The sequence below is a fragment of the Chitinophaga sp. genome (assembly GCF_036569125.1).
In the GTDB taxonomy this organism is placed as follows: Bacteria; Bacteroidota; Bacteroidia; order Chitinophagales; family Chitinophagaceae; genus Chitinophaga.
In genome coordinates, this window is the sequence record NZ_DATCRF010000104.1 from 1 (window position 1) to 14,478 (window position 14,478).

General features: G+C 48.9%; 15 protein-coding genes. 10 read left to right on the forward strand and 5 right to left on the reverse strand.

The features are described 5' to 3' along the window. The 5 genes from VIM87_RS03620 to hemN all read left to right on the forward strand — a co-directional run. A partial coding sequence (locus VIM87_RS03620) for a cbb3-type cytochrome c oxidase N-terminal domain-containing protein (protein WP_331995650.1) occupies positions 1-787 on the forward strand: 787 nt, incomplete at its 5' end. Positions 788-792: 5 nt separating this feature from the next. Continuing rightward, positions 793-2,217 (forward strand): cytochrome c oxidase accessory protein CcoG, encoded by a 1,425-nt coding sequence (ccoG, locus tag VIM87_RS03625; protein WP_331995651.1) that lies wholly within the window; start codon positions 793-795, stop codon positions 2,215-2,217. Between the two features lie 2 nt (positions 2,218-2,219). Beyond that, entirely contained in the window at positions 2,220-2,669 is a 450-nt protein-coding gene (locus tag VIM87_RS03630) for a FixH family protein (RefSeq protein ID WP_331995652.1), read from the forward strand. A gap of 2 nt (positions 2,670-2,671) precedes the next feature. After that, on the forward strand, positions 2,672-3,385 hold the full coding sequence (locus VIM87_RS03635) for a sulfite exporter TauE/SafE family protein (protein ID WP_331995653.1): 714 nt from the start codon (positions 2,672-2,674) through the stop codon (positions 3,383-3,385). A 3-nt stretch (positions 3,386-3,388) separates the two neighbouring features. Further along, entirely contained in the window at positions 3,389-4,747 is a 1,359-nt protein-coding gene (gene hemN / locus VIM87_RS03640; protein WP_331995654.1) for an oxygen-independent coproporphyrinogen III oxidase, read from the forward strand. Positions 4,748-4,843: 96 nt separating this feature from the next. Here the strand turns inward: hemN and VIM87_RS03645 are convergent, their stop codons facing one another. Next, entirely contained in the window at positions 4,844-5,656 is an 813-nt protein-coding gene (locus tag VIM87_RS03645) for a sugar phosphate isomerase/epimerase family protein (protein WP_331995655.1), read from the reverse strand. 199 nt (positions 5,657-5,855) lie between these two features. Here VIM87_RS03645 and VIM87_RS03650 point away from each other — a divergent pair, with 199 nt between their 5' ends. From VIM87_RS03650 to VIM87_RS03660, 3 genes are all read left to right on the forward strand, one after another. Continuing rightward, on the forward strand, positions 5,856-6,740 hold the full coding sequence (locus VIM87_RS03650) for an AraC family transcriptional regulator (protein ID WP_331995656.1): 885 nt from the start codon (positions 5,856-5,858) through the stop codon (positions 6,738-6,740). Positions 6,741-6,814: 74 nt separating this feature from the next. Next, a complete protein-coding gene (locus tag VIM87_RS03655; RefSeq protein ID WP_331995657.1) occupies positions 6,815-6,973 on the forward strand; it encodes a hypothetical protein in 159 nt (52 codons plus the stop codon). A gap of 73 nt (positions 6,974-7,046) precedes the next feature. After that, positions 7,047-7,466 carry a LexA family protein gene (locus VIM87_RS03660; RefSeq protein ID WP_331995658.1) on the forward strand — a complete coding sequence of 140 codons (420 nt, stop codon included), beginning with the start codon at positions 7,047-7,049 and terminating at the stop codon, positions 7,464-7,466. A 3-nt stretch (positions 7,467-7,469) separates the two neighbouring features. Here VIM87_RS03660 and VIM87_RS03665 read toward each other — a convergent pair whose 3' ends face one another. Beyond that, positions 7,470-8,069 carry an HD domain-containing protein gene (locus tag VIM87_RS03665; RefSeq protein ID WP_331995659.1) on the reverse strand — a complete coding sequence of 200 codons (600 nt, stop codon included), beginning with the start codon at positions 8,067-8,069 and terminating at the stop codon, positions 7,470-7,472. A 117-nt stretch (positions 8,070-8,186) separates the two neighbouring features. Here VIM87_RS03665 and VIM87_RS03670 point away from each other — a divergent pair, with 117 nt between their 5' ends. Beyond that, entirely contained in the window at positions 8,187-9,197 is a 1,011-nt protein-coding gene (locus VIM87_RS03670) for an alpha/beta fold hydrolase (protein ID WP_331995660.1), read from the forward strand. A 67-nt stretch (positions 9,198-9,264) separates the two neighbouring features. Here the strand turns inward: VIM87_RS03670 and VIM87_RS03675 are convergent, their stop codons facing one another. Then, the gene (locus VIM87_RS03675) at positions 9,265-10,491 is read right to left on the reverse strand and encodes a DUF748 domain-containing protein (protein WP_331995661.1); all 1,227 of its coding nucleotides are present in this window, start codon (positions 10,489-10,491) and stop codon (positions 9,265-9,267) included. A gap of 94 nt (positions 10,492-10,585) precedes the next feature. On the opposite strand from VIM87_RS03675, the gene VIM87_RS03680 reads away from it, so the two are divergent. Then, on the forward strand, positions 10,586-11,857 hold the full coding sequence (locus VIM87_RS03680) for a GNAT family N-acetyltransferase (RefSeq protein ID WP_331995662.1): 1,272 nt from the start codon (positions 10,586-10,588) through the stop codon (positions 11,855-11,857). Positions 11,858-11,979: 122 nt separating this feature from the next. On the opposite strand, the gene leuB is transcribed toward VIM87_RS03680, so the two are convergent. Then, positions 11,980-13,053 (reverse strand): 3-isopropylmalate dehydrogenase, encoded by a 1,074-nt coding sequence (gene leuB, locus VIM87_RS03685; protein ID WP_331995663.1) that lies wholly within the window; start codon positions 13,051-13,053, stop codon positions 11,980-11,982. 23 nt (positions 13,054-13,076) lie between these two features. Continuing rightward, positions 13,077-14,478, reverse strand: a 1,402-nt coding sequence (locus tag VIM87_RS03690) for an alpha-isopropylmalate synthase regulatory domain-containing protein (protein ID WP_331995664.1), incomplete at its 5' end; no start/stop codon positions are given.

A 14,478-nucleotide genomic window follows, 5' to 3' on the forward strand; every position in this document is an offset into this window, starting at 1 on the left:
GCCGGCGCCTGCGGTGAAAGAAACCATTAACGGGCTTTCCGCCACTGCGTTCTATGTGCTTACATCCGTAATAGCGCTGGAGCTGCTGGTAATACTGGTATTGTTATATGCCCTGCGCATACTGGCCGGTATTGAATCCAAACGTAAACGTAAAGCTGTTACTGCCGGTAAACCCGCTATCAGCTGGTGGGAGCGGGTGAACAAAACCCGCAGCGTGAGCGCGGAAGCAGAACAGGAAGCGGATATGGGCCACGACTTTGACGGCATACGGGAGCTGAACAACCCTACCCCGCCCTGGTGGAAATGGGCTTTTTTCCTCAGCTTTATTTTTGGCATCATTTACCTGTGGGTATACCACATTTCCCACAGCGCACCGCTGCAGCTGGAAGAGCTGGCCATTGCAGAAGCGCATGCCGCAGAAGCCAAAGAAGCCTACCTGGCCAATGCCGCCAATAATATCGACGAACATTCCGTAAAGCTGCTCACAGATGCTGCCGACATAAGCAGTGGGCAAAAGCTGTTCAGCACTAACTGCGCGGCCTGCCACGGTGCAGCCGGGCAAGGCATGGTAGGCCCTAACCTTACTGATAACTACTGGCTGCATGGCGGTAAAATAAATGAAGTGTTCAGCACCATTAAATACGGCGTACCGGAAAAAGGGATGAAGTCCTGGAAAGATGATTTCTCACCCAAACAGATCGCGCAGCTGGCCAGCTTTATTAAAAGCATTCATGATACCCACCCTGCCGGCGCTAAAGAGCCACAGGGCCTGGTATCGGAAAACTGAGTTTTATGAAAGATGAAGGAAGCATACACGGAACCATTCAGGAAGAATCATTCAGAGACCATATAGCCACGGTTGACAAACAAGGTAAACGCAATTGGGTATATGCACAGCAGCCCAAAGGAAAGTGGTATCAGTACAGGAGTTACCTGAGCTATGTCTATTTCCTGGTGTTTTTCAGCCTGCCGTTCATACAGGTGAACGGCAGGCCCTTGTTCCTGTTCAATGTAGTGGAAGGGCAGTTCATTTTATTTGGCACCTCTTTCTGGCCACAGGATTTTTTCCTCTTCAGCTTAATTATGCTGGCCTTCATCCTGTTTGTTACACTCTTTACCATGGCCTTTGGCCGCTTGTTCTGCGGGTGGGCCTGTCCGCAAACCATTTTTATGGAAATGCTGTTCCGGCGCATTGAATACTGGATCGAGGGCGATGCGCCTGCACGCCGCCTGCTGGATAAAGGCCCCTGGACCAGCGATAAGATCCGTAAAAAAACATTAAAGCATGTTATCTTCTTTGCCTTATCTGTGCTCATAGCCAACCTTTTCCTCTCTTATGTTATTGGCGTACAGGAATTAGGCCGCATTATCAGCGGCCCTTTTGAAGCGCATGTGGGCGGGTTCATTGCCATGCTGGCATTTTCCGCTGTGTTCTACGGCGTATTTGCTTTTTTCCGGGAGCAGGTATGTACGACTGTATGCCCTTATGGCCGCCTGCAGGGGGTTTTGCTGGATAAGAACTCCGTAGTGGTAGCCTACGATTATGAAAGAGGCGAGCCACGCAGCAAATTCAAAAAGAACGAGACCCGCACCACCGGCGATTGTATTGATTGTCTGCAATGCGTAAAGGTATGCCCTACGGGTATAGATATACGTAACGGCACCCAGCTGGAATGTGTGAACTGCACCGCGTGTATAGATGCCTGTAACTTCATGATGCAAAAGGTGAACCTGGCAGAAGGCCTGATACGTTACGCTTCAGAGAATGGTATTGCACAAAAGCAGCCCTTACGGTTTACCGGGCGTTTAAAAGTTTACAGCCTGGTGCTGCTGCTGATCTTAAGCGGCATTACCTACCTGCTGGCAAGCCGTGCGCCGGTAAGCGGCACCATTATACGCACGGCCGGTATGCTTTACCAGGAGCGGGGTACAGACAGCATCAGTAATTTATACCGCATTAAGCTGATGAATAAAACGCCCACACCCATGCAGCTGCACCTGGTGTTAAATGATGTGCCCGGGCAGATCATTATGATAGGCCAGCCACAGATAAACATTAAACCCGGCGAGCAGGGCGAAGGCACTTTTTTCATTGTATTACCGCGTACTGCTATCACCAAACGTAAGTCTACCCTGCACATTAGTTTGTACGCAGGCAATAAAAATACCGTTGCATTAAAAACTACTTTTTTAGGACCCATTCATGTTAAAAATTAGCAATGATGAAAACCATTCACTGGGGACATAAGATCATACTGGTATTCCTGCTTTTTGCAGCCGGCATTGTAACGCTGGTGGTAAAAAGCATCGGTACTAAAATAGATATGGTTACTGCTGATTATTACGGCGCAGAATTAAAATACCAGCAGGTAATAGACGGGCGGCAGAATACGGCAGCATTATCCGCACCCGTGAGCATTAGTCAGCCCGAAGGCGTGGTGCTGCTCACTTTCCCGGCAGAGCTGCAGGGGCAGAATTTGCAGGGGCAGGTATTGTTTTACCGCCCTTCTGATGCGCAAAAAGATCTTAGCCTGCCTTTGACGCTGGATGCGCAGGGCCGCATGCCGGTAAGCAGGCAGAGATTTATACCCGGCAACTACCGCGTAAAGATCCAATGGACCGTGAACAATACACCTTATTTCCAGGAAACCGCTTTATATATACATTAACCATGCTACTCCTTTTATTATCCGCACTTTCGCTGGGTTTTGTAGGCAGCTTTCACTGCGTAGGCATGTGCGGGCCTATTGCATTAACGCTGCCGGTACAGCATTTAAGCGGGTATAAAAAAATGGCGGGCATCCTGCTGTACAACCTGGGCCGCATGAGCGCCTATGCCCTGCTGGGCCTGTTATTCGGCTGGTTAGGCAGGCAGTTTTACCTGGGTGGCTTACAGCAATGGCTATCCATCGCCCTTGGTTACTTATTGCTGGTAATAGCAGGGCTGCAATACATTACCAAAAGGCGCTCCGCCTTTTTTTCCGACCTGGGCGTATTAACCAAAGGCCTGCAAAAAGTGCTGGGCAATTTATTACGCCGGCAGCAGTTCCGCACCCTGTATGCCATTGGTTTTTTTAACGGCTTGCTGCCCTGCGGGCTGGTATACCTGGGCATTACCGGCGCCATAGCCACGGCCCATGTGTACCAGGGCGCCTTATTTATGGCAGCTTTTGGCGCAGGCACCTTACCGGCTATGACCGCCGTGGCCTGGTGCAGTCATTTGCTGAGCTTACGTGTACGCAACCGCGTCAGGCAAATGATACCGCTGGTAATGGTTATTATGGCAGGCCTGTTAATTGTGCGCGGGTTAAACCTGGGCATTCCCTATCTGAGCCCTGCCATGCACGCGCACACACACAACATTATTGAATGTCATAAACCGTGATCTATGAACCTGCTTCGCAAATACAATGTAGCTGCGCCCCGTTATACCAGCTATCCCACCGTACCTTACTGGGATACCAACAGCTTTGACCTTACCCAGTGGCAGCAGCTGTTAAAAAAAGCCTTCCAGGCCACCAATAGCAAAGACGGCATCAGCCTGTATATACACCTGCCTTTTTGCGAAAGCCTGTGCACCTATTGCGGCTGTAATAAGCACATTACTGTAAACCATGCGGTGGAAGCGCCTTACATAAAAGCCCTGTTACAGGAATGGCAATTGTACCTGCAGCTGTTTGCGCAAAAACCCCGCATCCGCGAAATACATTTAGGCGGCGGCACCCCCACTTTTTTTCACCCGGAGCAATTACGTTTTTTGCTGGAAAGCATTTATAAAAGCGCTACCCTGCTGCCGGATGCATCGCTGAGCTTTGAAGGCCACCCCAACAACACTACCCCCGGGCATATGCAAACCCTGTACGACCTGGGTTTCCGGCGTATGAGCCTGGGCATCCAGGACCTGGATCCCCGCGTGCAGCAGATCATTCACCGCATACAGCCTTATGAAACCGTAGCCACGGTGGTAGAACAGGCCCGGCTGATAGGTTACAGCTCCATTAATTTTGATCTGATATACGGGTTGCCCCTGCAAACCGCTGCCGGCCTGGAAGATACTATCCGGCAGGTGATGCAGCTGCGCCCCGGCCGTATTTCCTTTTACAGCTATGCGCATGTGCCCTGGGTAAAAGGCGTGGGCCAGCGCCTGTTCACCACCGCCGACCTGCCGGACGAAAAAACCAAACAGGGTTTATATGAGCTAGGGAAAAAGCTGTTTACCGGTTACGGTTATACGGAAATAGGCATGGATCATTTTGCGCTGCCGGATGATGCTTTGCACCAGGCCTATAAAAAAGGGCAGCTGCACCGCAACTTTATGGGCTATACCGTTACCCATACCTCCCTGCTGGTAGGCCTGGGCGCCAGCTCCATTGGCGATGGCTGGTATGCCTATGCGCAGAACGAAAAACATATAGCCACTTACCAGCAATTAGTGGGTAAAGGGCAATGGCCGGTGGTACGCGGGCACCTGCTGAATGAGGAAGACCTGCTGTTGCGCCGTCACATCCAGGCGCTGATGTGCCGCTTTGAAACCGCCCGCCTCAAATCAGATCCGCAGAGCGATGCTGTTATTGAAAGCCTGGAACGGCTGCAGGAGCTTGAAAAGGATGGGCTGGTGGAGATCTTGCCAGGCAAGGTGGTAGTTACCGCTAAAGGCAAGCCTTTTATCCGCAATATTTGTATGGCCTTTGATGCACGCCTGTGGCGCAAGCTGCCGGCCACGCAGCTGTTTAGCCAGGCTATTTAAGCTGCTGGGATCAATAAATTATTCTCTCCGCCATTAAGATCGTAAGCCTGCCCTTTCCAAACAAAAAGTCCTGTAGTTATAATTAATTGGATCTTTTTACCGGATCGATCTTACGATCAGGTCTTTAATAAAACAATTCAGCTCAAACTGATCAGCAACAGGCCGTCCGGTTAACGGATCGGTGAACATATAGGGCGGCGGCCCAAATTCAGGCGTAATAGTAAAGGTTGTTGCCCCCTGCATTTTCTTAGCCTCCAGGATCCGCAGCCACCAGCACAGGAATATATTTGTTGCATACTGCCATTCCGCAGCTCTGGGATCCGGCACCTGCGGGCCTTGCGTATGGCCAACCCGCGCATGTATATGTGCGGCCCGGTTAATGGCTTCGGCCACAATTGCTGAACAATGACTGAGATAACTTTCCGTAACGCAAACCCAATGCGAAAGATCGGCCGTGATCTTCATTTCAGGGCGCAGCTTAAAAAGTTCCCCGGCATTGTACGGACTATAGCCCAGCCGCCCGCGATGCGTTTCATGGATCACCTGTACACCATGAGCTGCAGCAAATTCGTTTGCAGTATCAATCACTCTTAGCTGATCCTCTATACTGAAATAATCGCGTCCGGAATGAGAGTTGATCAAAAGCGGCTCACTTTCCAAACAAAGGCTCAGGTAATATTCAAAAGACCGGCAAAACGCTTTAATGTTATTCCCCTTTGCCTGGTGCTGGTGGCAAACAACAGGCACCTTATACTGCGCTAAAAGCTGATTGAATTTTTTCCTTTCAGCAGGCTGCTCAGGCACCCATGTATCGACCCCGTCAAAACCGGCTTCTTTTATTTTTATAATAAAATCTTCAAAAGGCAGGCTCTCAGATCCCCATTGAGGCGCCAGCATCAAAACCTTCATCAGGATGGATTTGTATTGGAATAGTCACGGTAAACGGCAATTTGTTGTTTGCTGAGCTGTGTTTTCATCCACGATGGTTTATCAGTTAAATAAAGCCAATATAGAATGGATTTAAGCGCAGGTGGTAATGCTATTTGACATAATAAGTTTGCTTTTTGCTACCCCTTAGAAAACAAGGAAATATTGCCGATATTTAGCTATGCAGAACTTTTATAAATATTTACCCGTTTCCACTGAGGACCAGGATTGGGGATTGCAGATGCTGCATGCGGGGTATCACCTTTATCATCCGGGAAATGCCTACCCGGATAAAGACCATCCCTCTCATCACTGTTTTGATGCAAAGGAAGGCAGGGTATTGCAGGAATATTCATTGATCTATATAACAGGCGGAAAAGGCATTTATACTTCGCCGGAAACCGGTGAGCTGCCTGTTACAGCAGGATCTGCAATTATTATTTTTCCGAATGAAAGGCATGCTTACCGGCCCGATCCCGATACCGGGTGGACTGAGTACTGGATCGGCTTTAATGGGCCTAATATGCATCACCTGGTAAAAAAGAAATTTTTTGGTCCATCAATGCCGGTGATCAATGTGGGTTATAATGAAACCATGATAAATTTGTTTATCCAGGTAATAGCAGCCATTAAGAACGAAAAAGCGGGTTACCAGCCTTTGGTTTGCGGTGCGGCGATGTATATGCTGGGGCAGCTGCACAGCGCTGCGAAACAACAGCTTTTTATTACCGGCGATGAAGAACAGCTTGTAGATCACGCAAGGCTCATCATCAGGTCGAACCTATATAACAGCCTTAGCCCGCAGCAGATCGCTGATAAGCTCATGATAAGCTATTCCCGTTTCCGGAAGCTGTTTAAGGCATATACAGGAATGGCTCCTTTACAATACCAGATCCAGCTAAAGCTGGAAAAGGCAAAAGAAGAGCTGGTAAACACTCAAAAATCAGTGAAAGAAATAGCCTTTGATCTTAAGTTTGAATCAAGTCAGTACTTTTCAAATCATTTTAAACGGAAAACCAGTTTAACACCGCTTGAATTCAAAAGAAGTTTCGGCAAACTGTCTTAAGCTGATACCACCTGCAGTTCAAACTGCGCTTGCCGGCCCCGGCATGCAACACGGCGCCACACTAAATGATTTTTGTGATAACCGTATTTCCACAGCTGTTAAATGATGCTACCACCGAAGCAGGCTATGGGCCTACGGAAAATCTTGAGATCACGCTTTCCGGACAACCGCAGGCCAGCCTGTTTGCAGCCAGTGCAGCCCGTTTTCCGGTGCCAACCTATGCCGCAAAGTAAATTGTTTTCAAATTGTTAATCCAATTGAAATACTAATAATTTTAGCATACATTTACTAAAATTATTGGTGAATATGAAAGAGACGATAGGAATGCTGGCGCCCGCCAGCCTGGTAATCCCATTCATTGATACAAATGCCGCATACCGCGAGCCGGCGTCCCACGATACCGAAAACCTGCTGGACCTGGGACAAATGCTGCAACCCCACCCCGGCAACAGCAGCATGCTGCAGATCAAAGGCGACAGCATGCAGGACGCCAATATGCCGCATGGCAGCTGGGCCGTGGTTGACCGTATCGCAAAACCTTCTTCCGGCTCCATTGTAGTGGCTATGCTGGATAATGAGCTAACTGTAAAACGGCTGGTAAAAGCGGGGCGTAACTGGGTGCTGCACCCGGAAAATGCTTTTTATAAACCGGTGATCATCACGGAGGAAATGGAGTTCCGGGTATTAGGGGTTATAACACATGTAATAGTGGATCTGCGGAAATAACCGTTACTTTTCCTGCTTTGCCAGCGACTGCAGCCAGTAAATGTTCTCCTGCTTGCCTGCATTCAACAGGCTACGGCAATAATCTGTATAAAAGGTATGCGCCTGTAAAAAGCGTAAGGTGCTCTGATACCAGTACGGGAACTGCCTGCCGGTGCGCAGCTCCATTTCTTTTCTTACCAGCGGATCTGTTTTCCGGAACACCGGTGTGCCCAGGTGGTAAGTATCTGCATCGCAGATAACAGATTCCAGGAAATTGCAGGGATGGGATGGAAAACGGGTAGCCATAATACAACCGGCTATAAAGGGAATGGATGCACCCGGCAGGCAGTGCTGCTGAAAGTACTCCCGCATCAGCTGCACTCCTCTTACCTCATGGTCCTGTATGCCGCCTGTAAGGTGGCCTATATCATGGAACCAGGCCGCTGTTCTTATGATAAACAGTTCCTCTTCGCCCAGGGCGTAGGACGCAGCTATTTCTTCCGCATGCTGCACTACGCTTTGGGTATGCAGCAGGTTATGATAAGGAAACTGTTCCTTAGCATGAAATCCAAAAAAACCGGTCACATATTGTCCGATATGAGATTCAGCTTCATTATAGTCCATATACCAACCCGGGGAATACAGCTAATATCCCAAATGATTCTGTAGAAATTTTGGATACCGGCTTTTTTTTGTACATTTTAAGCCGTCATTCTTTAACCGATCAATAAACCTGTTATTATGAAGCACCTGCCTGTATTGCTTTTTTTCCCGCTTATAATGGTACTGCATCAAGCATCTGCACAAAAGACAGATAGTATTTATTCCCTGGAAAAGGTGCAGCTGGGCGGCATTCCGCAAACCATCTTAACCACCGGTACCGATAGCAGCAAGCCGGTATTATTGATATTACACGGAGGCCCGGGGTATACGGAAATGGCGCTGTTCCGCATCTTTAACCGGGCGCTGGATAAGGATTATGTGGTGGTACACTGGGACCAGCGCGGCGCTGCGGCTTCCTACGATCCATCTATACCGGAATCCAGCATGAACATTGATCAATTTGTTTCAGATGCCCATGAGCTGGTTACGCTTTTAAAACAACGCTTTAAAAAAAATAAGATCTTCCTGCTGGGCCATTCCTGGGGTACTTCCCTGGGCTTGCTGCTGGTGCAGCGTTACCCGCAGGACTTTACTGCTTACATTGGCGTAGGCCAGATCGTGAACATGATGGATAATGAACGGATCTCCCTGCAATACACTATTCAAATGGCCAGCAAAACGCATGATACAACCGCCATGAGAGAGCTGAGTACCATTGCGCACCGCTATCCTGCTAAGAACGACACCAGCCTGAATGACCTGTACCTGCAGCGTAAATGGCTCTCTTACTTTGGCGGCGCCGTACGGGGGCATCGCGATTATAGCTATATTTTCAGCCGTATTAAACCGGGCGATCCTTTATTTAATGAGAAACAGGTGGAGGCAGGTGAAGCCTTTTCTATGCGTACCCTATGGAAACAGCTGCTGAACATTGACTTTTTAACAACAGCGCCGGTATTAAAAGTGCCGGTATATTTTCTAACAGGACGGTACGACTATAATACTCCTTTTGCTTTGGTAGAAAAGTATTACAACCAGGTAAAGGCCCCGGCTAAAAAGCTGATCTGGTTTGAGAATTCAGCGCATATACCGCAGTTTGAAGAAGCGGCAAGATTTAATGCGGTGATGAAGGAAATTGCACAGCGCTAATAGCAACTGCTCTTCCCACACGGCCGGCAAAACCAATACCCTGTACCTTTATGGTATAGGGCACTTTCTAATGCTCATCAGACGTTTTAAACCTTTCCAGGCCCTCCTTCTTCCGCTTTTCTTCTTTCTCTTTATCTTCCTTTTCCTGCGCTTCTTTTTTCTTATCATCATCCTTTCCGCCAAACAGTTTTTTAAAGAAGCTTTTCTTTTCATCCTTCGGCACTTCCGATGCGGAGCTGATATCGATCTCATTATCCACACTGGGCAGCAGGGCTTCAATAAAAGCATTCTTCAATACCTCCCATACCGCGCCCATCACATCCGTGTGTGAATCATGAAAGCTGCCTTCCACATTCACTTTGGTGGCCACCTGCTTTTTCTTCGGATTCTTCAGCACATGCGCCGCAGCATCTATCACGGTTTCTTTGGCCTTCTGCAAAAAAGGATCGTGCTTATCTTCCGTACCTTTTACCTGCAGCTCTTTGATGATGGGTTTTACATAACCTTTAAAATTACCGTTATCTGCGGCAAACTCTGAATACAGGGCCAGGGATCCTTTGCTCACATCAAACTTGCCATAAGCCTTAAAAAAATCATTCAGGTCTACCAGGTTGGCGCTGGTCATTTGCGCCGTCAGGTCAAAGGTGGGTTCCTTCGCCAGCCCGTCCAGCTTCATGTTCAGGGAAAGATTGCCGCCATAGGCATTTGCGCTGGCCACTAAGCTGGAAGGCAGCTTTTCCTTTTTATCAGAAGTGTTCTTCAGGTTACGGGCCAGTATATACGTATTCTTCAGGGAAATATCCACTTTAGGTGCGGAGGTGCTGTCCACATAATGAATGCTGCCGTTGTGCACTTCAAACCGGTTCACCTTTAACGGCATAAAATCTTTCAGCACCTTGCGGAAGTCGTTAGTGTCTTTAGCCACCTGCCCTATTTCCGCTTTATCTTTTGTAAACACCAGCTTGGGAGAAAGCAGCTCCAGCTCGCCCACAAGAGATCCCTCAAACAAAGCACGCCACTCTACGGACAGGTCAATGGTTTGCGCTTTAAAAAATTCAGTTTGTTTCTGCGTGGCAGAATCAAGCTTGTTAATGTAAATGTCATTTAGCTGATAGGCGCCGCGGTACAGGGCAATATCAATATCCTGCACATGCCCGTAATAGCCATTCATATGCGCCAGGGTATTATTCGCATACCGCAGTACAATGTAAGGCAGCAATAAACGTAAAATGATCAGCAGCAGGATGATGCTGCCAATGATAATGTATCTCTTCTTTATGGGCCGCGCTCTCATGATACCCGTTTAAGAAACCTTTACAAAACTCAAACCACTTTTGGTATCTTTATTTGCTGCTTATGCTCCTGTCTGCTATAAACCTCCATCCATTATGAATGTGCTCAATAACGCTACCCCGGCCCAATTGGAACAAGCCGTAGCAAATAATCACCGGGAACTGTTTGCCCTGAATGCCATTGCACAAGGCGGTAAAGTATACGGCCATAATGGTCTTAGCTGGACCGATGCCGGGGCTGCTAACAGCTCTGTAGTGCTCTTCCCTGCTATGGATGCCGCCACCGCCGGCACGCAGCTGGATGAAATGATGGACCATTACCGTGCACATCCGCCTAAAGACGCCGGTTGCTGGTCACTGGCGCCCACGCAGCCGCTTAACCTGGGCGTACTGCTGCTGGCACGCGGTTTTCAGCCGGGCTGGCGCCCGCAATGGATGGCGCTTGACCTGGAAGCCATGCAAACGGAACATGCGCGGCCGGCCGGCTTGCAGATACAGGCAGATAATGTTACGCCCATCCATGATATTAAGAACCTGCCCTACGCCAACAGCAACAGCCTTTCCCATGAGCTTAAGCAACAGTACCCCGAGCTTGGACAGCGTTTTATTGCTACGCTCAATGGGGCGATAGTAGCGCACAGTGAAGTATTTTTTACTACCGGCAGCAATGGCGTGGCCGGCATTTACAGTGTGGGCGTAGTACCGCGTGCAAGGGAAAAAGGCATTGGCAAAGCCGTGGTGCTGGCCGCCTGTTTGTATGCAAGGGAAAAAGGTTACCGTTATGCCGTATTAAACGGTACCGGGCGCCGTATGTATGAGCAGATAGGTTTTAAATGGGTAGGTTTCGGGGATACCTGGTGGCTGCAAAACCAGCGCTACCGCACCAACCCGCCTACGCGGCAACAGGTGGCCCTGGCAGAAGCGGTAGGTAACGGAGATGTACCTGCGTTAAATGAGCTGGTTAAAAAATTCAATACCGGCGATCTCAATACGCCCCTCAACAATGGTATGACGCTGATGCAGCTGGCCGTGCATACCAAACGGGCAGCCGCTGCAGAATGGTTAATGGAGCAGGGCGCAACCTGCACCGTATTAGATGCCTGGGACCTGGGCAAACGCGATCTGGCGGCGGCCATGTTAAAAGCGCAGCCTTCCCTGGTAAACAACCAGCTGTATGGCGAGTGGCAGGCCACGCTGCTGCATATAGCTTCTGACCGTAATGATGTACACCTGGCGCAGCTGGCGCTCAGCGCGCATCCGAACCTGGAAATAAAAGATAAGATATATGACGGCACCCCGCTGGACTGGGCGCTGCACCTGCAACGAACACAGATAGCGGAGCTGATCCGGAAAAGCACCGCCTTATAATAACGCAAACTGAAAAAGAATGTAAAATGTAAAATGCAAAAGTGGAATGCAGCCTCCTTATTCGCTGCATTCCACTTTCACATTTGAAATTTTACATTTATAATTTTACATTCTGTATTACTTTAAATATGTTTCAGCACTTCTTCGCCAATAGCGGCGGTGCCTAAGATCTTATCTGCAGCGGTTTGCGCATCCGCAATATCGCGGGTACGGAAGCCGGCTTTCAGCACTTTATCTACCGCGCTGATCACCGTTTCGGATTCTGCTTTCATGCCAAAAGAAATATCCAGCAGCAGCGCAGCTGATAAGATAGAGGCTAAGGGATTAGCCACGCCTTTACCGGTAATATCATGCGCAGAGCCATGAATAGGCTCGTACACACCCGTGCCATCGCCTATGGAGGCGGAGGCCAGCATACCCATGGAGCCGGCTATCTGCGAAGCTTCATCCGTTAGTATATCCCCGAACAGGTTGGCAGTTACCACCACATCAAAACGGCGCGGATCTTTGATCAGCAGCATAGCGGTAGCATCTACAAACTGGTGCTCCACTTCAACATCCGGGTAGTCCAGCGCAACTTTCTGCACCACTTCACGCCACAGGCGCGAGGTTTCAATTACATTGGCCTTATCTACAGAACATAATTTCTTTCTGCGGGTACGGGCTGCATCAAAGGCTTTGCGGGCTATGCGCTCTACTTCGTAACGGCTGTATTCTGCAATATCAAAAGCAGTATCTCCATTATTCTTACGTCCTTTTTCACCAAAGTAAATATCGCCGGTCAGCTCACGGAAGAACAGGATATCTGCTCCTTTTAAGATCTCCGGTTTAATGCTGGAAGCGCCCAGCAGCTCATCAAACAGCTTAATGGGGCGCAGGTTAGCGTACAGTCCCAGCTTCTTGCGCATTTTAAGCAAACCCTGTTCCGGCCTTACTTTGGCAGATGGGTCGTTATCGTATTTAGGGTGGCCTACAGCGCCAAATAACACTGCATCTGACTTACGCATTTTTTCCAGTGACTCATCCGGTAAAGGATTACCGGTAGCTTCAATGGCTACGTGGCCTATCAGCGCTTCGTCGTAAGTAAAGGTATGCCCGTATTTAGCGGCTATCTTGTCCAATACCTTTTTACCAACGGCCGTAACTTCCTGTCCTATTCCGTCGCCCGGAACAATTAAAATATGCTTGCTTGCCATGCTTTTGTGGATTGTTATGAAGATTATATTAGGTTCAACATTTTTTGTGTTGCCTTAATGGCCGATACCGTTTGATCACTATCGAGCCCCCGGGTTTTGAACTCCTTATTATTATAACGCCAGGTAATAACGGTTTCACATAACGCATCACTTTTACCACCGGGCGGAATGCGCACTGCATAATCGGTTAGCACCGGCAGCTCCTGTTTAAGCTTTTTGTATACTTTTTTCAGCGCATTCATGAATGCATCGTACTGCCCGTCGCCCTGGGAGTGCTCTTCAAACAGCTCACCTTTAATAGAGATCTTCAGGGATACAGAGGGATGCAGGTTCTTGGAATGGGTAAGCACATAGTTCTCTATGCGCACCTTTTCCTCAATGGCTTTGCTGTCCAGTATATCGGAAATAATATAAGGCAGGTCGGCCTGGGTTACCACTTCTTTTTTATCGCCCAGCTCAATAATGCGCTGGGTTACTTTTTTCAGGTCAGGCTCACTCAGCTGAATGCCCAGCTGCTGCAGGTTGTTCTCTATATTGGCTTTACCGCTGGTTTTACCCAGCGCATAACGGCGCTGCCGGCCAAAACGCTCCGGCATCAGGTCACTGAAGTAAAGCTTGTTCTTCTTATCGCCATCTGCGTGTATGCCTGCTGTTTGGGTAAATACATTCTCCCCTACTACCGGTTTATTAGCCGGTATGCGAAAACCGGAAAAGGTTTCCACCAGCTTGCTCACACTGTACAGTGATTCTTCTTCCACGGCGGTTCTTACCTCCGGCAAAAAATCATGCAGCACAGCTATGGCGCTGGCCAGGGGCGCGTTACCGGCCCGCTCGCCCATACCATTAATGGTAAGGTGCACACCATGGGCGCCGGCTTTTACGCCTTCCAGCACATTGGCTGTACCCAGGTCGTAATCATTATGCATATGCACATCAAAGTGCAGCTTGGGATAGCGCTGCACAATGGCGGAGGTATATTCAAAAACTTCAGAAGGGATCAGGATACCCAGGGTATCCGGCAGCATAATACGTTTAACAGGCTGCGTTTGTAAAAAATCCAGGAACTGGAATACATAATCGCGGGAGTGGCGCATGCCATTGCTCCAGTCTTCCAGGTACACATTACATTCAAGGCCTTTCTTTTTTGCCAGCGCTATTACCGCTGCTATTTCTGCAAAGTGCTGCTCCGGTTTCTTTTTCAGCTGGTGGGTTAAATGGTTCAGTGAACCTTTGGTAAGCAGGTTCATAACCTTGGCCCCTGCCTGCTGCATCCATTGCACGCTTACATCGCCATCCACAAACGTCAGCACTTCCACCCTGTTCAGAAAGCCGTTAGCCTTCGCCCATTTGGTAATGGCCTTTACGGCCGCAAACTCGCCTTCAGACACGCGGGCAGACGCAATTTCAATACGGTCTACCTTTACT